We start from the raw sequence: 23563 nt of genomic DNA on the forward strand, positions 1-23563 counted from the left end.
GTGGCGGGATAAGCACATCATTGTTACAGCCATTCTTTGAACTTGCGCTCTAAGGTCTTTCTCGCCACGCCCAGTTGGCGCGCCGCAGCAGATTTATTCCCTTCATGCGCATCGACCACCCGCTCGATGTGCGCACGTTCAACGTCTTTCAACGGCCAACCTAACGGATAACCGTCTTCTTGCTGGGCTATTTCTTGTTCATCACACTCAAGGTCATGCGCAGGTGCTGTCACCCCGGAATTGCCGAGCCACTGCGTCACATCGGGTTTGCCGAGCAATATCGCGCGTTCCACGGTGTTTTTGAGCTCTCGAATATTGCCCGGCCAGCCGTAGTGTTTCATGGCGGCCACTTCGTCATTTGCCCACACCACGGGTTTCATTCCCATGTCTCTGGCGAGCATCTCGGAGAAGTGATTGAGCAAAAGGCCTATGTCTTCAACGCGCTCTCTAAGCGGCGGGATCTCCACCGACAAGACATTCAAGCGGTAGAACAAATCTTTCCGAAAACGCCCTGCTGTAACTTCTTCATGCAGGTTGCGGTTGGTGGCAGCCACAATGCGCACATCCACATTCACCTCGCGTTCTGCACCAACGGGACGAATGGTTTTCTGTTCTAAGGTGCGAAGGAGTGAGGCTTGCATCGACAATGGCATTTCGCCGATTTCATCCAGAAATAACGTGCCTCTATCAGCCACGCGGAACAGGCCATCTTTGCTTTTCCTCGCCCCCGTGAATGCGCCCGCCACATGACCAAATAACTCGCTTTCCAATAGCTCTGGCGCTATCGCCCCGCAGTTCAGAGGCACAAAAGGGCCATTTCTACCGCTTACCGCATGCAGTGCACGCGCCACCAATTCTTTCCCCGTGCCGGATTCACCTTCAATCAACACAGCGGCTGGCGATGGCGCGAGGCGTGAAACCAGTTCACGCATTGCCAACGTTTTAGGGGCGTCGCCAATGATATCGACAGGAAAAGACCGTGCGACGTCGCGTTGCAGTGCGACATTTCGTCGTTCCATCATGCGTTTATCTAAACAGCGCTGAACAGATTGAAGCATTTGTTCGAGGTTAAACGGCTTAAGAATAAAATCGGATGCGCCCGCTCGCAGCGCTTTGATGGCGGTTTCAAGCTCGGCATAACCCGTCATGAAGATGATGTCGCTGCGTCGTTCATCGTCATTAAAGGCTTCATGCCAATCAATGCCAGAACGCCCGGGAAGGTTGATATCGACAATCAACAAGTCGAAGTGATTTCGCTTTCGCAAGGCTTCCGCTTCTTCAAGAGAAGACGCCGTTTCTACCTGAGTGAGCTTTTTCGATAGCGCTTTGTTCAATATCGCGCGCATGCCAGGTTCATCATCCACCACCAAGGCGGAGAACCCAAACTGCTGTAATGCATCTTTCATTTCTTGAATGCCTTTCCTCTCTCAGGTGTCCATATGATACATGGGACATTTTGACTCAGTCCGATAGCAGCATCACTTTTTCATGCACGAGCATGACTCGCCGACATCAACACATGAACGCTTAATCTCTTATATTTCATCACGATAAAGTAATTCCACCACAAATAGCAAGGTTGGCATTTTTGTTGCTTTGTCTACTTCCTTTTCTACAACTCGATAAGAAGTTTCGTCAACAACGTCAGGAAGACACATGACAGTCAGAAGAAAAACCAAAGCCATTGCGCTAACAGGCTTACTCCTTTCAATTTGTTTCACCGCCAATGCGGCGGAGGTGATTCGCCTTGCGACCACCACCAGTACTTACCATTCAGGGCTACTCGATTTTCTTCTTCCAGAATTTAAAAAAGACACGGGGTATGACGTGCAAGTCCTAGCAGCAGGGACAGGTAAAGCCCTAAGGATGGGAGAAAATGGCGATGTGGATGTGGTAATGACCCATGCACCCAACGCCGAAGCCACCTTTGTCGATAAAGGGTTTGGCGTGCTACCCCGCGCCCTGATGTACAACGATTTTGTGCTTGTCGGCCCACAGAGTGACCCGGCCAACATCAAGGGCAGCAAAAGCGTCGCACAGGCATTGAGCAAGGTGGCAGATATGGATCAGACGTTTATTTCTCGTGGTGATGATTCTGGCACCCACAAAAAAGAGCGGCTGCTTTGGGACGCGGCGGGCGTGCAACCGGCATTTTCTGGATACAAAGCCGTGGGCCAAGGAATGGGGCCAACACTGACCATGGCGAATGAATTGCAAGGTTATGCCCTGACCGACCGAGGTACCTGGCTGGCGTACCAAAGCAAACTCGACATGGCCGTGCTCGTCGAAGGCGATGACCGTCTGTTTAACCCTTATCAGGTTATCTTGATCAACCCGACGCGCTACCCCGATTTGAACTACCAAGGCGCGAAAATGTTCAGCGATTGGCTGGTAAACAAAAAAGCCCAACATTTGATTGATAGCTTCAAGGTCAGCGGCCAACAACTCTTTGTGGCGAACGCAAGCTAATGAACTTACTCGACACCACCCAACAAGCGGTTTCCCTGCTGTTTAGCGGCGATACAACGCTATGGGGTATTGTTGGTGTGTCGTTTTCCGTGTCACTTATTGCTATTGGGCTGGTCTTAATTCCAGCCCTCCTTATTAGCTTTGCCCTTGCGTATTGGCGTGTGCCAGGCAAATGGCTCGTACTCTCTCTCGTCAATACGCTCCAATCTGTGCCAACCGTGGTGGTGGGGTTGCTGCTTTACATGATGCTGTCCCGCGCCGGTCCGCTGGGTGATTGGAAGATGCTGTTTACGCAAAAGGCGATGATTTTGGGACAGATCCTGATCAGCCTTCCGATCTTGATTTCCATGATGCACGCAGCATTCCAAAACAGTGACCGACGCGCATGGGAGACGGCCTATACGCTCGGTGCATCCATTCCTCGCGCCATGATGACCTTGATGTGGGAAATCCGTTTCCCTTTGCTTGCCGCTGTGATCACGGCGTTCAGCCGGATCATCACAGAAGTTGGGTGCTCCATGATGGTCGGTGGCAACATCCTGTATTACACCCGAAATATTCCCACCGCGATTGCGCTAGAAACATCTAAGGGTGCCTTCGCGCAAGGCATCGCACTCGGCATGGTGTTGCTGTTACTGGCGCTCACCATGAACTTCTTCATTAGCTTTGCCCATGGCAATGGCCACTTGAGAACCTAACTTGAGCGAGAATATGAGTCAGATAACCTTAGAAGCTGTTGATCTCTCAGTGAAATACAAACACCGTTTGTTGTTTCACATTCCCTCATTGAAGCTGTGTCCGGGTGATGCGGTGTACCTCTCAGGTCAAAACGGCATTGGCAAAACAACCCTGCTAAAAGTGCTCGCGGGTATTCAGCGCCCGTCCAGTGGCTCTCTCAACCTTGCTCGCGCCTCTTGGCTTCAACGTTTAGCGGGTTTTACCGGGCAAAGTGGTGTGATTTACATGCACCAATCGCCGTATTTGTTCGATGGTTCAGTGATTGAAAACATCGCTTATGGCCTGAAAGGAAAGCATGTCTGTCAAAGAAAACAGCGACAGCTTACAATGCAGGCATTACGTATGATTGGGCTAGAATCGCTGAGTCGCGAGCATATTTCTGTGCTCTCTGGCGGTGAAAAACAGAAAGTGGCCATGGCGCGTGCTTGGGCGATTAATCCTTCGATTTTGTTGATGGACGAATCCTGCGCTAACCTCGATGTTGAAGCGATAAACGCGCAAAAAGTCATGGTGGATGATTTGCGTGACCGCGGCGCGAGTTTAGTGCTGACCAGCCACCACCCCAACACGCTCACCGACGGCTGTAATCAGCAATGGTTGCTCGAAAACCAACGCCTCATACACAAGCCAGAACTCAATATCATTAACAAGGATAACCATGCCTTCGCATCCTGACACTACATGGGTCATTCTTGCCGGCGGACAAGCACGCCGCATGGGCGGCCAAGACAAAGGGCTTGTCACGCTCAACGGCAAACCGTTTATTGAATTCGTCCATGAGCGCCTGACAGAACAAGGCGCGACCATTGCGATTAACGCCAATCGAAACCAAGAAAGGTACGAACAATACGGCCCGGTTTTTGGTGACGTATTGGAGGGCTTTCCCGGCCCCTTAGGTGGTATGCATGCTGCGATGTCGAACATCGACAGCGAGTGGCTTGGCTTCGTCCCTTGCGATTGCCCTAACCTGCCCCACGCCCTGCTGGAAAAGATGTATCACGCCATCAGCGCAGACGCTGAAATCGTGGTTGCCCATGATGGTGAATCGGTGCAGCCTGTGGTGACCATGATGAAGCGCAGCATTTTCGAAAGGCTGAATACGTTTCTCGCCAACGGTGACCGCAAAATTGTCTTGCTCTACGACCTATGCAATACCGTCTTTGTGGATTTCAGCGCCGAGCATGACGCCTTCATCAACCTCAACACGCCCGACGAGCTGTCGCGTTACGGGGAGTTGTCATGAGCCCGACCCATTGCTCACTGCCCGTTTTAGGGTTTGCAGCATTTAGTGGTACAGGCAAAACAACCCTGCTGGAAAAACTCATTCCTGCCTTGGTTGAAAAAGGCATTCGCATTGCCATGGTCAAACACGCGCACCATGATTTTGATGTCGATAAACCAGGTAAAGACAGTTATCGCCTGCGCAAAGCGGGGGCGACACAAATGTTGATCAGCGCTCGCTATCGTCACGCATTGATGACTGAAACGCCCGATCGCGAATGCACGCTCAATCAATTGCTCGGGCAACTCGATCAGAACAACGCGGATTTGGTGTTAGTGGAAGGCTTTAAACACAACGCTTTCCCCAAGATAGAACTTCATCGCGCAGCACTCGACAAGCCCTGGCTTCACCCAGAGGATCCAAACATTGTGGCAGTCGCCTGCGATGACTCATCTTCTTCTGCCTCCTCTACCGAGCTTCCATCAACATCCCCGCCTCGTTTAGACATCAATGACATTGCGAGCTTGGTGGGGTTTATTCAACGTTGGATGGAAAGCCACAACGCACAAACCGCCACGTGCGATTCACTGTCGCCAACGCTGTTGTCGGTGGACGACGGCAGAGCAAAAATCCTTGACGCGATTGCGGTGTCGGAACACACCGAAACATGCGATCTGAACGAACTGCCTCATCGCGTGTTGGCAGCGGATATCATTGCGCCTGTGAACGTGCCTTCTTCAACTAACTCGGCAATGGACGGCTATGCCATTCGCAGTGACGACATTGAGCGCGAAGGCTATCGCCTCGTTAGTGATGTGTTTGCAGGTCACCACTACGCGGAAACCCTTACGGCGGGAGAATGCGTGCGCATTATGACGGGCGCGCCCGTTCCAGAAGGTGCAGATACTGTGATCATGCGTGAGCAAGCAAGCGACGATAACGGCACAGTGTCTTTCGACACAACCAAAGGGGCTATCCGAGCGGGGCAAAATGTGCGTCAAGCAGGTGAAGATCTCCGACGAGGTGCAACGGTTTTTCAAGCAGGAAAACGCATTGGCGCAGCGGAACTGGGGATGATGGCATCGCTCGGTTTTGACCGTGCTGAGGTATTCAAACCGATAAAGGTTGCCCTGTTTTCAACTGGCGATGAAGTACAAGCGCCGGGCACAGCCGCAAAATCTCACTGCATTTATGACGCAAACCGATACACGCTGCGCGCCATGCTCACCAAACTCGGTTGCGAGATCCTCGATTTCGGCATTATTGAAGACACCGAAGCGGCATTACACGCCACGCTCAGCACTGCCACAGAACAAGCCGACATGGTGATTTCATCCGGTGGCGTCTCCGTGGGCGATGCAGACTACATTAAAACCGTGTTAAGCCAGCTGGGTGACATTAACTTCTGGCGCGTCAACATGCGTCCCGGCAGACCCCTCGCCTTCGGTAAACTGGGCGATGTGCCTTTCTTTGGGCTGCCAGGCAACCCTGTGGCCGTGATGGTGACGTTCCTGCAATTCGTTGAGCCAGCGATACGAAAAATGCAGGGAGACGCCCACTGGCAGCCTGAAACCCTGTCAGCCATTACGCAAGAGCGCATCCGCTCACGTCGCGGTCGCACTGAATATACCCGCGGTATATACAGCATCAGCGCCAATGGTCAGCTAGAAGTCAGATCAACGGGCTCACAAGGTTCAGGTATTTTGCGGTCAATGAGTGAGGCCAATTGCTTAATTGAAGTCGCGCCGGATGTGGACAATGCGGAAGTGGGCGATCGTGTCACTATCATTCCACTGGCATCTCGACTGTAGCGTTTCATCTGTAACCTGTCCTACATAGCCAAAGCGTATTCAGGCATAAAAAAAGCGGCGATAATCGCCGCTTTTTGTTGTTATCCGTTTGGATTGTGCTTATTTGCCAAGCGCTTCTTTGTAATGCACACGGCAGACCGACTCGTATCTGTCATTGCCGCCAATCACCACTTGATCACCATCTGCAATCGCGTTGCCATCAGCGTCAGTGCGAATAACCATGTTCGCTTTGCGTCCGCAGTGACAAATGGTTTTTAGCTCAACCAATTTGTCTGCCCACGCCAACAGGTATTTCGACCCTTCAAACAACTCACCAAGAAAATCAGTGCGAAGGCCATAGCACAGCGCCGGAATACGCAATTTATCGACCACTTCGGTAATTTGATGCACCTGTTCTTTCGTCAAAAACTGGCATTCGTCCACCAACAAACAATCGACTTTTTGATTGCTGTTGATGTCGCTCACCGCAGCAAAAATATTGTCTTCAGGTGAGAATAATTGCGCGTCGGCTTGAAGGCCAATACGTGAACTGACTTTGCCCAACCCATAGCGATCATCAATGGCAGCGGTGAAGATAAGCGGATTCATGCCGCGCTCTTGGTAATTAAATGACGATTGAAGAAGTGTCGTCGACTTACCCGCATTCATTGCAGAGTAATAGAAGTACAGCTGGGCCATTAAGCTCTCCCGAGGAAAAAATACGGTGGCATGCTACCGAAAAACGAGGATCGGTAAAAGCGGTGCTGGCCGCGAAAATACAATTAAGAAAAATAAACAAAGCGTTAAAGAAACAAAAAAGCCTCCCAAGGGGAGGCTCCTTTCATTAAGCCAGTTTACCTGGACGTCGCGACAACCACATGAGGAACATGCACACCAAGGTAAACACAAAGAAACCCGTTATCAGAGATAACGTGAGTGAATCGGTGAAACCCAATACAAGGTAAGAGAATGCCGCCACCACAGCCCCCGCTAACGCATAAGGCAGCTGGCTTGATACGTGGTCAATGTGGCCACAGCGTGCACCCGTCGCAGACAAGATTGTGGTATCAGAAATTGGTGAACAGTGGTCACCAAATACCGCACCTGCAAGCACAGCTGAAAGCATTGGTAGCATCAGTGCAATTTCAGTTGCTGCTGACAAGTCACCCGCGATTGGCAACATAATGCCAAACGTACCCCATGACGTACCCGTTGAGAACGCCATTGCCGCAGACAGCACAAATAGAATCAAAGGCAGCAACTGAGGTGGCAAGTTACCTTGAATCAGAGTCGACAGGAATTTACCGGTTTCCATGTCACTAATAACGCTACCGATGGTCCATGCGAAGAAAAGAATAAGGATTGCGCCGAACATGGACCTGGCACCAATCCACATGGTACGACCAATTTCAGGCAGTGGCATGCGTTGTTTAAACACAGTGAATAACGCCGAAATCAGGCCCATGCCACTACCATAAAGCAGTGATGTACCCACATCGGTGTTTTCAAACGCGCCCAGCACAGAGAAAGCTTTGCCGCTTTCTTCCAGCGTTTGCGCGCCGGTGAAAATCATCAACGAGATTGTCGCGACGATCAGCACGATGATTGGCACAACAAGGTCAGAGACATTGCCTTTGCTGCTTTCTTCAATGCCTAGCTCATCGTCTAACGATGGACCACCACATTCTTCGTCACCCAAACGGCTGCCCGTTGACGCTTGGTATTCGAAGCGACGCATTGGGCCAACATCCATTTGGAACCAAGCAACAGCAAAGACCATTAGCAATGCAAAGATTGCGTAGAAATTCATTGGGATCATGTGCGCAAACGCACTCAAGGGACTGTATTCTGTCACACCGTGGCTCACCAAAATGCCACCAATCACAGTAATGATGTAAGCACCCCAACTTGAGGCCGGCATGATCACACACATAGGTGCTGCGGTTGAATCAAGGATATAGGCGAGTTTTGCGCGAGATACGTGGAAACGATCGGTCACCGGACGGCTGATTGCACCAACAGCCAAACTGTTGAAGTAATCATCAATAAAGATGAACACCCCTAAAAAGGCGGCCAGTAGTTTTGCACCACGTTTACTTTTAACGCGTGATTGCGCCCATTCTGCAAATGCGCGAGTACCACCGGATAAAGTAATCAGTGCGGTGATCATACCGACAAGAATAAGGAACGCGACGATACTCATCTTGCCAAAGTTAATGGCACCATCTTCAACAAATAAGCTCAATGCCAATGAAGATAGATAAAAAGTGGATGCAGACAATGAGAAATCGTTCAGCAGCAAGACGCCGGAAACAATACCTAAACCCAATGAAAGCAAAACGCGACGAGTAATAATGGCGAGGCCCAACGCCAAGATGGCGGGCAACACCGATAAAGAAGAAGAAGAAAAATCGACTAAATTCATGATCTCTATATCAACCTGTTAGGTTGGAGATCTACTGCAGAAATGGAAAACCAGATATTTCGAAACAATGGTTATACACATTGATAGAAACTACAGTAGCGCTCCATAGCTAAATCCCAATACTATGGCAGTGTTGTGTCTATTCGAGCACAACCCCAGCAGAAAGGTTTGATTAACCGATTTCTACTTCGGCGCTATTTCCTTTCACATATCCTCAACGGAATCACCCTAAGACATGTTACTCATAAACCGCGCACCTCTACGTGCATAAAGCCATCGTATTGTATGTAACCTTGGAAACTTTGCAATAAGAAGACAAATGGTTTTACACAGCACACCACAAGCGTTAACAAATGCAAAACATTCACTCGATTTTGGCACCGGAGTAGCATAGCTAATCGAGCATCAATGACAGTTTTGCCAGACAGTGCAAAAGAAATTGAACCCATAAGTATGAAAAACGTCTTTATTTATTATTTTGAATTTGCACTTTCAATAAAATAGTTATCTAATAAAGGAGAAATTAATTCAGCTGATATTGCAAAGATTTAATTATTCTTGCTACTCTTATTGCAGCTATTAATTATTACATAACGAGAGAATAGGATAGGCATAATGTCTGATGCACTAAAAGTATTGTTAAACCTGCGCAGCCTTCGTGCCGTGGCGCGTGAACTTACCCTTGAACAACTACAAGAAGCCCTAGAAAAACTTCAAGCTGTTGTTAGCGAGCGTGAAGAATCAGAAGCTGAAGCACACGAAGCTGAAAAAGAACGCCTTGAGAAAATGGAAAAATACCGCGAAATGCTGATCCAAGACGGTATCGATCCTGAAGAACTATTAGCATCACTAAGCGGTGCTAAGCCAAAATCAAAGCGTGCTGCTCGTCCAGCAAAATACAAGTACACCGATATTGATGGTTCAGAAAAAACATGGACTGGCCAAGGTCGTACTCCTAAAGCAATCAAAGACGCTCTAGACGGCGGCGCGAAGATCGAAGATTACCTTCTTTAATTGCTCATTGCTTTAATGCTTGGTATCGCTGAATCGTCATAAAGATTCATCATTAACTGATACCCATAAAGCACAAAAAAGAGACGGTTATCCGTCTCTTTTTTTATGCCTGAAAAACAGGAAAGCCTTTTTTCTAATGTTCTAAAACATCAACACGTGTATGTGGTTACTTTTCCCTTTAACGACATAGCACTACTTAACGACTTGATGCCATGTAAACGGCAGAAATAGAAAAGCCGAGCGAGGTACAATTCTCGCTCGGCTTTTGCAGGACAAACCGTATTTCAATTAACCAAATTTAATACGATCTGCAAGATGGCTGACAGCGATTGCAAAGTAATGCGAACGGTTCCATCTCATCAAGCTTTGGTAATTTCCATACACAAGGTAGGCTCTACCATATTCATCGTCAGGCTGAATTAACCATGCATTAATATCAACATCTGGCAATGCACTCTTATTCATTGTTCGAACGCCCAATGACTGCCATTCCGCTAAAGATTTAGCTTTATCCTGACCTAGCCCTAACAATTGAGAGTTAAGACCTTTTGGTAAAACAACTTGTCTGCCCCAAGTATAACCATCATCCCACCCTGCATTTTTCAAATAATTGGCGGATGACGCGAAAACATCAGGCTTCGAGTTCCAAATGTCTTTCTTTCCATCATTATTCCCATCAGCGGCAAATGATAAGAAAGAGCTTGGCATGAATTGGCATTGTCCCATTGCACCAGCCCAAGAGCCTTTCATGGAATCCACACCAATATGGCCTTCTTGCAAAATACTTAGAGCAGAAAATACTTCGCCTCTGAAAAAGGCTTCACGTCGTCCGTCGTATGCCAATGTTGTGAGTGCTTCCACGACATCATATTTTCCGGTAAACGCGCCGAAATTACTTTCTACACCCCAAAGTGCCACAAGGAACCTTGGCTGCACACCATAAATATCGCCGATGCGTTTTAAATCATCATAATGCTCATCATATAAGCGACGTGCTTTTTTTACTTTCCAATCAGGCACAGCGCGTGGAATATACTCATCCAGCGTTAATCTTTTTTCTGGCTGATTGCGATCTGCCTTTACTGCCCTTTCACGATAACGAATACCGTCAAACGCACTATCGAGAAGCGCAGCGTCTATGCCTTTATTTAGACCTTCCAGCTTAAGCTCGGCAACATAGCTTTCAAAACTTGGCTTTTCAGCCATCGCTGGCGCTGATAGCGACAGCGCAGCACCGATGAAGATACCAACTAATCGTTTACGCATAGCGCTCCTTTACAATTTCGTGTTTTTATTTCGAATGTGTTGCAGCGCAGCGTCAGGTTGCGGCGGCATCTGCAAGAAAAAACCATCTGTTTTCAGGCTATCACGAACCTTAGAGATATCAGCAAACCCCAGTTTCTCTCTCTTCTCTAAGTTGACCATCATGACGAACTGAGGGTTCCCGAAAGTTGATAATAATTGTTCAGGAACACCAGAAAAATCGTCCTTTCGATTAATATATAGATAAGTTGACGCTTTTTTACTGCTCTTATAAATCGCGCAATGCATGTTGTACCTCTTCGTCATGCTTTTAAGATCACTGACTCGCTGACCTTCTCGCCTCTATCCCAATTTAGAGAAACGGCTTAGAAAAATGTCACGAAACAGACGATTAATTCGCCTCATTTCGTGTTCGCGCTTGCCGCAATGTTTTCATGAATATACCATGCAGAGCACTGTCTGATAATGCACGAATGCCGCTTTATTCTTGGAGTGTGTTAATGACAATGTTAGCGACAACACGATGAACTTTCCTTTGCGCCCGTTGCTCTAAAACAAAAGAGAAACGCAAGCAAAAGGTGTACTCGAATCCGCTTTAGAAAGTCACGACACACTTTGCTCTATTTCCCAAAAGAAGCCTGTGCCAGCTGGAATACCCTTAATGACTAAAAATGCTGAACTCAAAGGCAGTTCATTCACACTTTCTGTGCTTCATTTGCTCGATGACGATCTTGATGGCGCCATGAATGTTTTATTGGAAAAGGTGAACCAAGCGCCTGCCTTTTTCGATGGTGCGCCGGTGGTTGTCGATATTACCCGACTTTATCGCCAGCCCAATTTTGACGCGCTAAAGGCAACCATTGCCAAGATGGGTATGTTGGTGGTCGGTATTACGGGCTGTAAGTTGAATTCAACCCGAGAAGCGGCGAAGTTGGCGGGGCTTGCCATCATGGCGCCTGCGAAACAAAGCCGTATCAACGACCCAATTCAAACTCCAACCAAAGTGGTTACCACGCCAATCCGTTCGGGTCAGCAAGTGTATGCGAAAAACGCCGATCTCGTGATTCTGAATCACGTAAGCGCAGGCGCTGAAATCATTGCTGATGGCAGTATCCACATCTATGGCGTACTTCGTGGGCGCGCGATTGCGGGTGCGAGTGGACAAAAAGAAGCCCATATATTTTGCCAAAACCTGCAATCAGAGCTCGTCTCCATCGCAGGCACTTATTGGCTCAGTGAAGCCATTCCTGACGAATACGCATCTCGTCCAGTGAAGGTATCACTGCAAAATGATTCATTACATATTGAACCCCTCACGCTCTAACTATCCAAAGGATTGAGGAATGACACGAATTATCGTTATTACGTCGGGCAAAGGCGGTGTTGGTAAGACAACATCGAGTGCTGCGATTGCGACTGGCCTTGCTCAGTCAGGAAAGAAAACTGCGGTTATCGATTTCGATATCGGCTTGCGTAACCTTGACCTGATCATGGGTTGTGAGCGTCGCGTTGTTTATGATTTCGTTAACGTGATCAATGGTGAAGCAAACCTGCACCAAGCACTGATCAAAGACAAACGCATCGAGAACCTTTTCGTTCTTCCCGCGTCACAAACGCGCGACAAGGATGCGCTGACGAAAGACGGTGTGGCACGTGTGCTTGAAGATTTAAAAGCCATGGATTTCGACTTCATCATCTGTGATTCACCCGCAGGCATCGAGGCAGGCGCTCTGATGGCCCTTTACTTCGCCGATGAAGCCATCGTCACCACGAACCCTGAAGTCTCTTCTGTACGCGATTCAGACCGCATTCTAGGCATTTTGGATTCTAAATCTCGTCGCGCAGAAAATGGTGAAGAGCCTGTTAAAACTCACCTTCTTTTGACCCGTTACAACCCTGCGCGTGTCACTCGAGGTGAAATGCTGAGTGTGGCGGATGTCGAAGAAATTCTTCGTATACCGCTGTTGAGTGTGATCCCTGAAAGCCCTTCCGTACTGCACGCTTCAAACAAAGGTGAACCTGTTATCCTTGATGAAGAGTCTGATGCAGGCCAAGCCTATGGCGATGCAATCCGCCGTCTGCTTGGTGAAGAATGCCCTTACCGCTTCCTTGAGGAAGAGAAGAAAGGGTTCCTAAAACGTTTGTTTGGAGGATAAGTTATGGCATTGCTGGAGTTTTTCCGTCCGAGCAAGAAATCGTCTGCGTCATTGGCGAAGGAACGTCTGCAAATCATCGTTGCAGAGCGCCGTCGCGCAGGGAGTCCTGAGCCTACGTACCTACCCCAGCTTAAACAGGATATCCTAAACGTTATCCGCAAGTACGTAGATATCTCGCCAGAACAAGTGTCTGTGGGTCTTGAGCAGCGCGATGGCGACATTTCAGTGCTAGAACTGAATGTCACCCTGCCAGACGAAGACAAATAGGCTGACGCCCGATTCTGAGCGTTAATAAAAAACCGGCTTTGATAGCCGGTTTTTTGTTTCTACTTACCGAATGATGAAGCCCTATGTCACCCAAAGGTTCATCATTGCAGCGGCGTTATTTGCGCAGCAACGGCAATACTTTGTCTTCCAGGTAAGGCTTGCGCCACCCCGACAGCAAATCAGGCATTTTTTCTGGGTTACACTCTTTGACCCACGCCCATTTCAACATTTGGTGGATCTGCTTTTTAGACCCAACAAACTCAGGCACCACACCCAGCTGCTCTGCCACCGCGTTGGTTTGATCTTTAATGCTCTTCACCGTCTGCTTGTAACCTGGCATATCAACCAAACGCGCAATCGGTTCAGGGTAATGCGTTTCCGGTGTATTGTCCGCTTCCAACGCCATGGCAATCAAACGTTTACCGTGACGCTCAAGTTCAAAGCGATCGAAATCTTCATCCGCCATTTTTTCTAACGAACGAATATCAAAGCGTGCCACTTTCCAAAGGTTCAGCTCTTTCACCACGAAGTTCAACGCAAGATCGCGACGCTGTGCTTCTTTCAGGCGCCAGCTTGCTAGCTTCTGCAGTACCGCCAGTTGTTTTGGACGAAGTTGCCACGCATTCTTGATGTCTAAGTACGCTTTGTCTGGATCGGGTGTTTTACCGCGTTTACTCATCATCAAGGCACACTCTTGCTTCACCGCTTCACCCCAGCCAGTTTGCTCAACGCGCTCAGCCAAGATTTCGTAAAGAGGAAGTAAGTAGTGGACATCCGCTGCGGCGTATTCGAGTTGCTTGTCACTCAGTGGGCGGGCACACCAATCGGTGCGCGCTTCACCTTTGTCGAGTGTGACGCCAAGGTATTCGTCCACCAGCGCCGCAAAGCCAGTAGAAAGGCCATGCCCCAAAAATGCCGCCATGATTTGGGTATCAATCATGGGTGTTGGCATCACACCCGCATAGTGGTGAAACACCTCAAGGTCTTCACTGCATGCGTGCAATACCTTGATAACAGATTCGTCCGACAGCACCGCCCAAAGTGGCGAAAGATCATCAAGCTCAATCGGGTCAATCAGCGACAGCGTTTCGCCATCAAACATTTGAATCAGACCCAATCGCGGGTACAAGGTGCGTGTGCGGACAAATTCGGTATCCAGCATCACGACAGGAACGTTTCGCGCTTGTTGGCAAACACGTTCAAGGTGGGATAGTTCAGTTACAATTTCAAAATTCACACTATCTTCCATTTTTTAGTTTTTGCCGCGACAAGCGACGCGCCCATCAATTTACGGGGCAATCAAAACAAACATGCCGGCCTAAGCCAGCATGTTTTTAATTGGCGATTCGCCTCTATTGTACGCGCTACTTATTCAGTTAGCACGAGACCTGAGACTCATTCCGCGCTTGCAGCCTTTGCTTCTTGCTCTTCACGCAGTGCGCGACGCAGGATTTTACCCACGTTGGTTTTCGGCAATTCTTCACGGAATTCGACAATCTTAGGCACTTTGTAACCCGTCAAGTGTTCGCGGCAGTGCGCCAGTAGCTCATCTTTGGTCAAGCTTGGGTCACGCTTCACAACACAAATCTTCACGATCTCGCCAGACATTTCGTGCGGTTGACCAATCGCGGCCACTTCCAACACTTTGCCGTGTAACGCGACGACGTCTTCAATTTCGTTCGGGTAAACGTTAAAGCCTGACACCAAAATCATGTCTTTTTTACGGTCAACAATGTGCAGGAAGCCATTTTCATCGAACTTCACGACGTCACCCGTCGAGAGCCAACCGTCGTCAGTCAGGACTTCTTTCGTCGCTTCAGGACGCTGCCAGTAACCTTGCATGACTTGCGGGCCCTTCACTTGAAGTTCACCGATTTGATCGTTTGGCAGCACATTACCTTCGTCATCAACAATACGAACATCAGTAGATGGCACAGGCAAACCGATGGAACCGTTGTACTCAACAAGGTCATACGGGTAAGCGGCAACAAGCGGTGAACACTCGGTAAGACCGTAACCTTCCAATAGGTGTTTACCCGTTAGTTTCACCCAACCTTCCGCGACGGCGCGTTGAACGGCCATACCACCGCCCACGGTCAGGCTAAGGTTTGAGAAATCTAACTCGTGGAAATCTTCGTTATTCAACAACGCATTAAACAAAGTGTTCACGCCAGTAATCGCCGTGAATGGGTGCTGCTTAAGTTCTTTGATGAACGCTGGAATATCACGTGGATTGGTGATCAACAGGTTTTGACCGCCAAGCTCGATGAACAACAGACAGTTAACCGTTAAGGCAAAGACGTGATACAGCGGTAAGGCAGTCACGACCAATTCACGGCCTTCAACCAAGACAGGCGAATACGTGCCTTTGGCTTGGTAAACGTTAGCGAGCATGTTGCGGTGTGAGAGCACGGCACCTTTTGCTACGCCTGTTGTACCGCCCGTGTATTGCAAGAAGGCAATATCATCACCCGTCATGAACGGTTTCACGTATTGCATACGACGGCCTTTCTTCAGAGCAAGGCGCATGGATGTCGCGTGTGGCAGGCTGTACTTAGGCACCATCTTCTTGATGTATTTCACCACGAAGTTAACGATGGTACCTTTCGCGCGTGGAAGCTGGTCACCCAAGCTGGTCAGGATCACGTGGCGTACGCCCGTGTTATCGACCACTTTCTCAAGGGTATGGGCGAAGTTCGACACAATGACGATGGCTTTCGCGCCTGAATCGTTCAATTGGTGCTCAAGCTCGCGAGGCGTGTAAAGTGGGTTTACGTTTACCACGACACAACCCGCACGCAGAATACCAAACAGCGCAATAGGGTATTGCAGCAAGTTCGGCATCATCACGGCAACACGGTCGCCTTTTTTGAGCTTTAGGTCGTTTTGCAAGTAAGCGGCAAATGCACGGCTGCGTTCTTCCAGCTTACGGAAGGTCATCACCTGCCCCATATTGATGAAGGCAGTTTGATCGGCATACTTTTGTACCGACTTCTCGAACATTTCTACCAATGAAGGGTATTTATCCGGTGAGATTTCCGCTGGTACATCTGATGGGTAGCGGTTAAGCCAAACCTTATCCACTTGAACTCTCCTATTATTATTCTGGGTATTATTCGCGGGTATCGCCCCGCGCCAGACGCAAAAAAGTTAAACGAGCGTTTTAATACTTAATTAGACCATGAGTAACAATCAATTAACATCCTCATACTCAATGAGGTGTAGCTTGGTCACAAAATCATTAATCAACGCCGCGGTATCTGCCTGACTTTGTAGGTGACAATGATGGGTTCCTGTCACTGTTTCTATTGTCAGGTCGTTAAACCATGCCGCACGTTGTTGGGCCATCGGGCCGCGCAATTCTGGGTATCCGTCATCACCAATAATGGCGAGAACCGGACAACGAATGCCGCGAATCAAATGTTCGGCATGATGCGTTGACATTCGATACACAGAGTCCGTTTTTAATTTCGCGTCGTGTCGCCATTGCCACACTTCGCCTCTCTGCTCTATGCCTCGTCGCACCAAAGGCAACAAGTCATCCATCGGCACTTTATTGATGCCACGACGCAGTTTTAATGCGGCTTCGAACGAGGGTAAATCACGAGGTTGCTTGAGCGTTTCTCGGCTTATAACACCGCTTCTCAATCGTTCAACCACTTTATCGTCACGCTCTGACATGGGCCCAAGCGCTTCAATCATGATGAGTCCTTTTGCCCTTTCAGGAAACGCCGCGCACCAACAAGACGCCACTAAGCCACCCAGCGAGTGCCCAACCAAATACAGAGCGCGATCACCCAACTGCAAGATAAGCTGGTGAAGATCATCAACATAGTCAAAGAAAGGGTAGAAGCTATCGGGGCCTTTGTGATCAGACAAACCGTGTCCCGGCCAATCGGGTAACACGAGGTCAAATCGTTCGGTAAGCAGTGGCACGAGTGGTTCGAAGCTACCACTGTTATCTTGCCAGCCGTGCAACATAAGAAGCACAGGCTTATTGCTGTCGGTAAGACAAACTTGCGCAGCGAGATCGCCATGCCTTACTGCGAATTTTCTTTCTTGTAATGTCATCATGCGCAGAATAAAACCCAGGGTCTGTTGACCTTAGCTATTGAACAGCTTGAGCACCGCGCTGAGAATAAGCGCGCGCAGCCTAACACAGTAATGTGCAGGGAAGAATATATGGCTTAAGTGGTACGAGGAGTTGAATCGAACCGATTTAGACAAAGATATCAACACCGAATAAGGCCGCTAACTCTTCACGTCTTGCTTGGTTTTTTATGTCCATGTAAGACGCGAGAGCATGTCGACTTTTGCCATCAGGCAAATCGTAATGGATTTGCTGATGCGCTTCTTGTGCCATTTCAGGGTTTCGAATGCCAAGGGAGACAGCAGTAGCAACAATTGACGGCTTGGCCGTATTCTCATTGGGTGAGGCATTGTCGCTTTTCTTACGCCGTGTGGTGGACGGGCGTTGAATGGGCTGCGGTAATCCTTGAATCGAAACCATGGCTGACCTTATTGGTAATTAGTAGGCGTTATTCGCGACCTGGCAGCTTTTTCCACGCTACCGTGTCTCGCAAATACACTGGGCTGGCATGTTCTGCATCCACCACCTCACCGCGCAACAACGCGTGATGAGCAAGAATCAGCATGTCTTCTGACTCCGGATACAAGACACCACTCTCCGTTACGGATAAGTGTAGTTGGCTTGCCAAATCTGGGTAGGCTGGCCAGCCTGTTCCCGCGATTGCCCATGCATTTTCTACGCTGATCGCTGCATTTTCACTGAGCTGTGCTGCAAGCATTTCAGGTGGAAGCACCGCTTCCGCATGCACGGTTTCCCAGTCACCATTGTCAAGACGTTGGTAACCACCGAAGTAGATTTCATTCATACGCGCATCAATCGCTGACAACACTTGCGTTGATTGATTACGACGGTAAGCCTGTTGTGCCATGGCAGCCATGGTAGAAATGCCCACCATTGGAATGTCTGCACCAAACGCCAATCCTTGCGCAATACCAATGCCGATACGTACTCCAGTGAAACTACCCGGCCCGCGACCGAACGCCAATGCATCGAGTTCACGTAGGGTCACACCCGCCTCTGCTAACACGCTGTCTACCATAGGCAGAATCTTTACCGTGTGCTCGCGGGGTGCCATTTCACAGCGCACAATCGTGTCATTACCGATTTTTAGCGCAACAGAGCAGTTTTCAGTCGCCGTGTCGACGGCAAGAATTTTAGATGTCATTTACACCTCAGGCGTTGCTGGAACTTCAGCATCATCGTTGTTATGTGTGTCTATAGCAGCGAGAAACTCGCTCACTTTCTCTAAATCCCGCGTACGTGGAATTGGAGGTAAACTGCGAAGGAATGTTTCCCCGTAGCGTCTACTCACCAAACGATTATCACAAATGATCAACGCACCGTGGTCTCGTCCGTCTCGAATAAGACGTCCTACCCCTTGCTTGAGTGTGATAACAGCATCTGGAATTTGGACTTGGGAAAACGGATCGCCCCCTTGCAGTCTGCAATCTTCGATTCGCGCTTTTAAAAGCGGATCGTCAGGTGCAGTAAAAGGCAATTTATCAATAATAACACAGCTCAGGGCTTGGCCTCTAACGTCAATCCCCTCCCAGAAAGCACCTGTCGCCACCAGCAGCGCATTTCCAAGTTCGAGGAATTCAGCCAACAGTTTCTGTTTCGACATTTCGCCCTGAACAAGCACAGGTAAATCAAAGCGCTCTCGAAAGCCTTCAGACAAATCACGCACCATTTGGTGAGATGTGCAAAGGAAGAAACAACGCCCGCCGTTTTGTTCAATCACAGGCGTAAGCATGTCCACAAGCTTGTCTGCCAACCCATAGCTGTTAGGTTCAGGCAAGAAACGTGGCACACACAATATTGCTTGCGATTCATAGTCAAACGGACTCGGCAAGGTAAATTGCTCTGCGGGTTCTAATCCTAAGCGATGGCTGAAATGGCTGAAATCGTCGTTTACCGCCAGCGTCGCTGACGTGAAAATCCATGCGCCCTGCTGCATCTGAATTTGTTCACGGAATTTTTCTGCCACAGAAAGCGGCGTGATGTTGAGGCTAAAGTGGTAACGACTGCACTCATACCAGTAGGAATACCCCGGAATCGTGGTATCGCTAAGACGTTCAAGCCGTGCCTTCAACAAGGTGGCTCGCTCAAACGCCGCATCCAGTAATTGGCTGCGCCCGAGCGACAGTTTGATCACGTCATACGCAAGCGTTAGTGCATCTGACAATCTCACCAATTCACGCGCAACCGCAGGTGATGCGCTGATTTCACGCCAGTTTCCGCGGAAACCCGGCTCACCAAGCACGATACGTAAATCCGACGCGCATTGGGAGAGACGGTCTGCAACTTTATCGAGCTGTTTGGTATCACGCAATTCTGTACGGTACGCAATGTGAATGTCTTTAGCGAGCTCTTGGATTTGACGACTAGACAGGCTTTGACCGAAGTACTGGCTGGCAATGTCTGGGATCTGATGAGCTTCGTCAAAAATGAACACTTCGGCCTCGGGGATCAATTCGCCGAATCCGGTTTCTTTGATCGCCAAATCCGCCAAGAAAAGATGATGGTTAACCACAACAAGGTCAGCATCCATCGCCTTCTTACGGGCTCTAACGACAAAACATTCTTTATAGCTTGGGCATTCTTTGCCAAGGCAATTGTCGTTCGTGGACGTGATGGTTGGAATGATTGGGCTGTCTTCCGCCAAATCATCACATTCGCCCAAATCCCCGGTTTTGGTTTCTGATGACCAACCGCGTACTTTCACGAGCTGCGTGAGTAAGGTGGGATCGGCTTGGCCGTCATGACTTTCAATCAATTGACGCCCTAAACGCTCAGGACAAAGGTAATTCGAGCGCCCTTTCAAAAGCGCAACGCGACCTGTAAAGCCCAGCGTATTCATCATCAACGGTAAATCACGATGAAAAAGCTGTTCTTGAAGATTTTTCGACCCTGTGCTGACGATGGTTTTCTTACCACTAAGCAGTGCAGGCGCAAGATAGGCATAGGTTTTACCCGTTCCCGTTCCCGCTTCGACCACCAGCTGAGAGCTGTCTTTGATCGCACGCTCGACAGCCATCGCCATGTCCGTTTGCGGTTGACGTGGTTGAAAGCCTTTAATGGCTTTGGCGAGTGCACCTGTTGTGGAGAAAACCTTCGAAATCATTGGTCATATATACAGTGTTAGAAAGGACTGCATTATGCCAATAAACCCAGCAGCCTGCCATGCATCAAATAGGAAAGGTGTGAGAGTGAGAGTATGACGGTGAAAAAACAGGGGCGATCACCCCATCTATATCGAATTTTTGACCTATTCGAAAATTCAGCGTAAAACAAATGGAATACGTATCTGCTTTACAGCACCACTTTGACTTCGCGAGATTCACGCTTCTATGGAAAGAAAGACTCTGCTGACGGATTGTCCTGACGCGCAAGGCCTCATCGCCAAAATCACCAACATTTGTTACAAGCATCAACTCAATATCATCCATAACAACGAATACGTTGATCACAGCACTGGGCAGTTCTTCATGCGCACAGAGCTTGAAGGCATCTTTAATGATGAAACCTTCTTGATGGATATCGACCAAGCACTGCCTGCTGGCAGCCATCGCAGCCTCGTTAATGCTAAGCGCCGCAAGCGCGTGGTGATTCTTGTCACCAAGGAATCGCACTGCTTAGGCGATATTTTGATGAAAGCCTATGATGGCTCGTTAGATGTGGATATCGCGGCGGTCATTGGTAACCATAATACGCTGGCGGCCTTGACCGAGAAGTTCGATATTCCGTTCCACTTTGTCAGCCATGAGAATGTTGAACGCGAAGCACACGAGAATCAGGTTATCGATATTATTGATTCCTACTCACCGGATTACATCGTGCTAGCCAAGTTTATGCGCGTACTGACGCCAAACTTTGTTGCACGCTTCCCGCGAAAAATCATCAACATTCACCACAGTTTCTTGCCTGCATTCATCGGTGCGCGCCCGTATCATCAGGCGTACCAACGTGGTGTGAAAATCACGGGGGCAACGGCGCACTTCGTGACCAATGATTTAGATGAAGGCCCAATCATCGATCAAAACATCAAGCATGTTGACCATACATTCAGTGCCGAAGACATGGTGAAAGCTGGACGTGATGTCGAGAAGACAGTATTGAGCACTGCACTCAGTTTGGTGCTTGAGGACAAGGTCTTCGTTTACGGCAACAAGACCGTGATTTTGTAGGCACAACTGCAAAGATAAACGCAAACAGGCCGAGTTAATCGGCCTGTTTTTTTTGTCTTTGCATTGGTTTCAATTAAAAGGAAACACTGCCCCCCACCGACCAACTGTAACCTGTATTGTCGCCATACATGCGAAATGCAGTGCCTTTGATGTAAGGCGAAACCTTCCACACTTGATTCCATCCCAACGTCAACTCCAGTTCATTGCTTCGATAATCACTGTCGCTATCTCCCCACATTTCATCGTCATACTGTCTCAATGAATGCGTATAGGTTGCCGAGGCATACCACTTTTCAAAATATCGGCTGTAGCCTGTGTAGAGCGCTTGTTTATCGCCAGCTTCAAACTCCCAGCCGCTGTCATCAATCAGTTCATATTTACCCCCAAACTTAATCGAAGACGCAGGGAAAAACTTGGTCACAGAAAGATCGATAAGATGGCTGTTTGTTCGCACACCAAAGTCACCCAGCAACACGTTATCCCATTGGGAGTATTCGTAATAACCTGAGAGTCGAACATAGTTCTCAAACATGTAGGCATGGCCATAACCAACCGCAAACCAGTTGGCTGAATCCGCCCCCAAATACAGATATGAATCATCCTTGATATCCACCGAGTATCCCAACTCTAAAATATTGTCTGAATAGCTCACGTTCATATTGGCTGATGCCATTGCTGGTGACAGTAACAAGCTCATAAGCAGGATGTTTTTTATCATAGTGTGTGGGCGCGTCTCGTGGCTTTTGGGATAAGAAGAGAAAATGGCTCCGGGTAACCGGAGCCGAAAAGGAATTACTGGCTAATACGGTGACGAATTTCGCTGCGTACTTTGTCGCGGTCGATGTTTCGCGCAGGGGCATTTATTTGCATCGGCTGCGGGTTGTTTTTGATGTGATCTTCAATCTTGCCTTTCACATTGTCCCAGCCATGGCGCTGTATATTGCGGATCAATGCGATGGTGTAGCGGTTACCTTCGTTCCCAGACACACCTAAGCGAGAAAGCATATCTTGCCCGTGGCGATACACCCCTTCGTACACGCTCTGAATACTTTCATGTTCAGTGCCTAGGTAATCATTGATACTACGGAGCACCGTCTGTTTGTCTGAATCAGCCACGTTTTTATCAATGTGTTTTAGCGCATCAACCACAAGAGAGTGGGCGATTGAGACGTTCCCATTGAAAGAAAATGCCAACGCACCAAGTTTGTGTTGAAGATCGAGATCGGCATCTGTCGTTAAGTAGAAAGCAACCACGGTGAAAGCGGCCTGTTCCATCTTGTCTTGGTCGTAATAAACGCCAGAGCCATATTTGAGATACTCACCAATCAGGTCATCTTGGTTATACGCTTTGATGATTTCTTTTTGCAGATTAAGTACCGAGGTAATATCGTCTTTGGCGACGTAATCAAGGTTTGTATCAACGCCAAAGTCGTAATCTGGGGTAAACGCAAAACGGGTGAAATTGAACAAGTAAACCTGTTGTTTGTAGATGACACCAATCATGCCGTCATCTCTGACACGGGCAAACAGCGTCTCGCCATTTGAATCAACAAGTTCGAACTCTCGGTCCATATCATGGTATGCGACAATCTGATATTCATTACCTTCAAAACGCACCACGCCATCGTTATCAACGTGAATATCGCCAATCACACCGCCCCAGTCAGGGGTATCTCCAATATCTAATCCCCACTCAGGTGACGTATCAAGATCAGGTCGCTGCTTTTCGGAATCGTCAATGTCAGGAATAGTGGGAATGAGTGGAATACCAAAACTCGGATCTGTCGGTTCTGGGCGGTCAACAACATGATCGTTGTTACCATGATTTGATGAAGAGCATCCTGCCACGACAAAAGTTGAGCCTAGAATGAGGGCCAATAGCGTTTTCTTCATAATCGTCACCTGTAAGTTGAGTACGCGAGTAAGGTAACGAGATTGCTGA

Annotated in this window: 23 protein-coding genes and 1 riboswitch; of the genes, 10 read left to right on the plus strand and 13 right to left on the minus strand. The window is 48.6% G+C overall.

What is annotated here, in order from left to right; genetic code table 11:
• Positions 1 to 23: 23 nt before the first annotated feature.
• Positions 24 to 1406: a sigma-54-dependent transcriptional regulator gene (locus BM082_RS12900; protein WP_074927206.1), complete on the minus strand. Its 1383-nt coding sequence runs from the start codon at positions 1404 to 1406 to the stop codon at positions 24 to 26.
• A gap of 250 nt (positions 1407 to 1656) precedes the next feature.
• On the opposite strand from BM082_RS12900, the gene BM082_RS12905 reads away from it, so the two are divergent.
• Genes BM082_RS12905 through BM082_RS12925 form a run of 5 tightly spaced genes read left to right on the plus strand, consistent with a single transcriptional unit; the run spans position 1657 to position 6240 of the window.
• Positions 1657 to 2469 carry an ABC transporter substrate-binding protein gene (locus BM082_RS12905; RefSeq protein WP_017008866.1) on the plus strand — a complete coding sequence of 271 codons (813 nt, stop codon included), beginning with the start codon at positions 1657 to 1659 and terminating at the stop codon, positions 2467 to 2469.
• Positions 2469 to 3167 carry an ABC transporter permease gene (locus tag BM082_RS12910; protein WP_074927208.1) on the plus strand — a complete coding sequence of 233 codons (699 nt, stop codon included), beginning with the start codon at positions 2469 to 2471 and terminating at the stop codon, positions 3165 to 3167. Before BM082_RS12905 ends, BM082_RS12910 begins: the two co-directional genes overlap by 1 nt.
• A gap of 13 nt (positions 3168 to 3180) precedes the next feature.
• Positions 3181 to 3882 (plus strand): ATP-binding cassette domain-containing protein, encoded by a 702-nt coding sequence (locus tag BM082_RS12915; RefSeq protein WP_074927210.1) that lies wholly within the window; start codon positions 3181 to 3183, stop codon positions 3880 to 3882.
• Positions 3866 to 4450: a molybdenum cofactor guanylyltransferase MobA gene (mobA, locus tag BM082_RS12920; RefSeq protein ID WP_074927212.1), complete on the plus strand. Its 585-nt coding sequence runs from the start codon at positions 3866 to 3868 to the stop codon at positions 4448 to 4450. Before BM082_RS12915 ends, mobA begins: the two co-directional genes overlap by 17 nt.
• Positions 4447 to 6240, plus strand: a complete 1794-nt coding sequence (locus BM082_RS12925; protein WP_074927214.1) for a bifunctional molybdopterin-guanine dinucleotide biosynthesis adaptor protein MobB/molybdopterin molybdotransferase MoeA — start codon at positions 4447 to 4449, stop codon at positions 6238 to 6240. The genes mobA and BM082_RS12925 overlap by 4 nt, the downstream gene beginning before the upstream one ends.
• Positions 6241 to 6339: 99 nt before the next feature.
• Here the strand turns inward: BM082_RS12925 and BM082_RS12930 are convergent, their stop codons facing one another.
• A complete protein-coding gene (locus tag BM082_RS12930; protein ID WP_017008861.1) occupies positions 6340 to 6918 on the minus strand; it encodes a thymidine kinase in 579 nt (192 codons plus the stop codon).
• A 145-nt stretch (positions 6919 to 7063) separates the two neighbouring features.
• Positions 7064 to 8644: a Na+/H+ antiporter NhaC family protein gene (locus BM082_RS12935; RefSeq protein ID WP_074927217.1), complete on the minus strand. Its 1581-nt coding sequence runs from the start codon at positions 8642 to 8644 to the stop codon at positions 7064 to 7066.
• An 88-nt stretch (positions 8645 to 8732) separates the two neighbouring features.
• A riboswitch (Lysine riboswitch) is annotated at positions 8733 to 8914 on the minus strand.
• Between the two features lie 345 nt (positions 8915 to 9259).
• On the opposite strand from BM082_RS12935, the gene BM082_RS12940 reads away from it, so the two are divergent.
• Complete coding sequence (locus BM082_RS12940; protein WP_017008859.1) at positions 9260 to 9658, plus strand: H-NS family histone-like protein; 399 nt, start codon at positions 9260 to 9262, stop codon at positions 9656 to 9658.
• A gap of 288 nt (positions 9659 to 9946) precedes the next feature.
• Here the strand turns inward: BM082_RS12940 and BM082_RS12945 are convergent, their stop codons facing one another.
• On the minus strand, positions 9947 to 10924 hold the full coding sequence (locus tag BM082_RS12945; RefSeq protein WP_017014101.1) for a lytic murein transglycosylase: 978 nt from the start codon (positions 10922 to 10924) through the stop codon (positions 9947 to 9949).
• Between the two features lie 9 nt (positions 10925 to 10933).
• A complete protein-coding gene (locus BM082_RS12950) occupies positions 10934 to 11209 on the minus strand; it encodes a YcgL domain-containing protein (RefSeq protein ID WP_017017796.1) in 276 nt (91 codons plus the stop codon).
• A gap of 373 nt (positions 11210 to 11582) precedes the next feature.
• On the opposite strand from BM082_RS12950, the gene minC reads away from it, so the two are divergent.
• The 3 genes from minC to minE are packed head-to-tail and all read left to right on the plus strand — an operon-like array spanning position 11583 to position 13344.
• Positions 11583 to 12245 carry a septum site-determining protein MinC gene (minC, locus tag BM082_RS12955; RefSeq protein ID WP_074927219.1) on the plus strand — a complete coding sequence of 221 codons (663 nt, stop codon included), beginning with the start codon at positions 11583 to 11585 and terminating at the stop codon, positions 12243 to 12245.
• 19 nt (positions 12246 to 12264) lie between these two features.
• Positions 12265 to 13077 (plus strand): septum site-determining protein MinD, encoded by an 813-nt coding sequence (gene minD / locus BM082_RS12960; RefSeq protein WP_017008855.1) that lies wholly within the window; start codon positions 12265 to 12267, stop codon positions 13075 to 13077.
• A gap of 3 nt (positions 13078 to 13080) precedes the next feature.
• Complete coding sequence (minE, locus tag BM082_RS12965; RefSeq protein ID WP_017008854.1) at positions 13081 to 13344, plus strand: cell division topological specificity factor MinE; 264 nt, start codon at positions 13081 to 13083, stop codon at positions 13342 to 13344.
• Positions 13345 to 13459: 115 nt separating this feature from the next.
• Here minE and rnd read toward each other — a convergent pair whose 3' ends face one another.
• The 6 genes from rnd to yoaA form a co-directional block, all read right to left on the minus strand.
• Positions 13460 to 14581, minus strand: a complete 1122-nt coding sequence (rnd, locus tag BM082_RS12970) for a ribonuclease D (protein ID WP_074927221.1) — start codon at positions 14579 to 14581, stop codon at positions 13460 to 13462.
• A gap of 158 nt (positions 14582 to 14739) precedes the next feature.
• Positions 14740 to 16428, minus strand: a complete 1689-nt coding sequence (gene fadD / locus BM082_RS12975) for a long-chain-fatty-acid--CoA ligase FadD (protein WP_017008852.1) — start codon at positions 16426 to 16428, stop codon at positions 14740 to 14742.
• Between the two features lie 108 nt (positions 16429 to 16536).
• Positions 16537 to 17418, minus strand: a complete 882-nt coding sequence (locus BM082_RS12980; protein ID WP_017008851.1) for an alpha/beta fold hydrolase — start codon at positions 17416 to 17418, stop codon at positions 16537 to 16539.
• Between the two features lie 145 nt (positions 17419 to 17563).
• The gene (locus BM082_RS12985) at positions 17564 to 17854 is read right to left on the minus strand and encodes a hypothetical protein (protein WP_017008850.1); all 291 of its coding nucleotides are present in this window, start codon (positions 17852 to 17854) and stop codon (positions 17564 to 17566) included.
• A 28-nt stretch (positions 17855 to 17882) separates the two neighbouring features.
• Entirely contained in the window at positions 17883 to 18599 is a 717-nt protein-coding gene (tsaB, locus tag BM082_RS12990) for a tRNA (adenosine(37)-N6)-threonylcarbamoyltransferase complex dimerization subunit type 1 TsaB (RefSeq protein ID WP_074927223.1), read from the minus strand.
• On the minus strand, positions 18600 to 20558 hold the full coding sequence (yoaA, locus tag BM082_RS12995) for a DNA repair helicase YoaA (protein ID WP_017008848.1): 1959 nt from the start codon (positions 20556 to 20558) through the stop codon (positions 18600 to 18602). It abuts the gene before it with no gap.
• A gap of 226 nt (positions 20559 to 20784) precedes the next feature.
• Here yoaA and purU point away from each other — a divergent pair, with 226 nt between their 5' ends.
• Positions 20785 to 21621 (plus strand): formyltetrahydrofolate deformylase, encoded by an 837-nt coding sequence (gene purU, locus BM082_RS13000; protein ID WP_017008847.1) that lies wholly within the window; start codon positions 20785 to 20787, stop codon positions 21619 to 21621.
• Between the two features lie 73 nt (positions 21622 to 21694).
• Here the strand turns inward: purU and BM082_RS13005 are convergent, their stop codons facing one another.
• On the minus strand, positions 21695 to 22318 hold the full coding sequence (locus tag BM082_RS13005) for a hypothetical protein (protein WP_241810429.1): 624 nt from the start codon (positions 22316 to 22318) through the stop codon (positions 21695 to 21697).
• 95 nt (positions 22319 to 22413) lie between these two features.
• The gene (locus tag BM082_RS13010) at positions 22414 to 23514 is read right to left on the minus strand and encodes a hypothetical protein (RefSeq protein WP_074927225.1); all 1101 of its coding nucleotides are present in this window, start codon (positions 23512 to 23514) and stop codon (positions 22414 to 22416) included.
• Positions 23515 to 23563: the final 49 nt, after the last annotated feature.

This window comes from Enterovibrio norvegicus DSM 15893 (assembly GCF_900115495.1).
Taxonomy (GTDB): Bacteria; Pseudomonadota; Gammaproteobacteria; order Enterobacterales; family Vibrionaceae; genus Enterovibrio; species Enterovibrio norvegicus.

Bases quoted from the DNA above. Each gene is read 5' to 3' on its own strand.
- BM082_RS12900 (WP_074927206.1), bottom strand. From the start codon at position 1,406: ATGAAAGATGCATTACAGCAGTTTGGGTTCTCCGCCTTGGTGGTGGAT.
- BM082_RS12905 (WP_017008866.1), top strand. From the start codon at position 1,657: ATGACAGTCAGAAGAAAAACCAAAGCCATTGCGCTAACAGGCTTACTC.
- BM082_RS12910 (WP_074927208.1), top strand. From the start codon at position 2,469: ATGAACTTACTCGACACCACCCAACAAGCGGTTTCCCTGCTGTTTAGC.
- BM082_RS12915 (WP_074927210.1), top strand. From the start codon at position 3,181: ATGAGTCAGATAACCTTAGAAGCTGTTGATCTCTCAGTGAAATACAAA.
- mobA (WP_074927212.1), top strand. From the start codon at position 3,866: ATGCCTTCGCATCCTGACACTACATGGGTCATTCTTGCCGGCGGACAA.
- BM082_RS12925 (WP_074927214.1), top strand. From the start codon at position 4,447: ATGAGCCCGACCCATTGCTCACTGCCCGTTTTAGGGTTTGCAGCATTT.
- BM082_RS12930 (WP_017008861.1), bottom strand. From the start codon at position 6,918: ATGGCCCAGCTGTACTTCTATTACTCTGCAATGAATGCGGGTAAGTCG.
- BM082_RS12935 (WP_074927217.1), bottom strand. From the start codon at position 8,644: ATGAATTTAGTCGATTTTTCTTCTTCTTCTTTATCGGTGTTGCCCGCC.
- BM082_RS12940 (WP_017008859.1), top strand. From the start codon at position 9,260: ATGTCTGATGCACTAAAAGTATTGTTAAACCTGCGCAGCCTTCGTGCC.
- BM082_RS12945 (WP_017014101.1), bottom strand. From the start codon at position 10,924: ATGCGTAAACGATTAGTTGGTATCTTCATCGGTGCTGCGCTGTCGCTA.
- BM082_RS12950 (WP_017017796.1), bottom strand. From the start codon at position 11,209: ATGCATTGCGCGATTTATAAGAGCAGTAAAAAAGCGTCAACTTATCTA.
- minC (WP_074927219.1), top strand. From the start codon at position 11,583: ATGACTAAAAATGCTGAACTCAAAGGCAGTTCATTCACACTTTCTGTG.
- minD (WP_017008855.1), top strand. From the start codon at position 12,265: ATGACACGAATTATCGTTATTACGTCGGGCAAAGGCGGTGTTGGTAAG.
- minE (WP_017008854.1), top strand. From the start codon at position 13,081: ATGGCATTGCTGGAGTTTTTCCGTCCGAGCAAGAAATCGTCTGCGTCA.
- BM082_RS12980 (WP_017008851.1), bottom strand. From the start codon at position 17,418: ATGATGACATTACAAGAAAGAAAATTCGCAGTAAGGCATGGCGATCTC.
- BM082_RS12985 (WP_017008850.1), bottom strand. From the start codon at position 17,854: ATGGTTTCGATTCAAGGATTACCGCAGCCCATTCAACGCCCGTCCACC.
- tsaB (WP_074927223.1), bottom strand. From the start codon at position 18,599: ATGACATCTAAAATTCTTGCCGTCGACACGGCGACTGAAAACTGCTCT.
- yoaA (WP_017008848.1), bottom strand. From the start codon at position 20,558: ATGATTTCGAAGGTTTTCTCCACAACAGGTGCACTCGCCAAAGCCATT.
- purU (WP_017008847.1), top strand. From the start codon at position 20,785: ATGGAAAGAAAGACTCTGCTGACGGATTGTCCTGACGCGCAAGGCCTC.
- BM082_RS13005 (WP_241810429.1), bottom strand. From the start codon at position 22,318: ATGAGCTTGTTACTGTCACCAGCAATGGCATCAGCCAATATGAACGTG.
- BM082_RS13010 (WP_074927225.1), bottom strand. From the start codon at position 23,514: ATGAAGAAAACGCTATTGGCCCTCATTCTAGGCTCAACTTTTGTCGTG.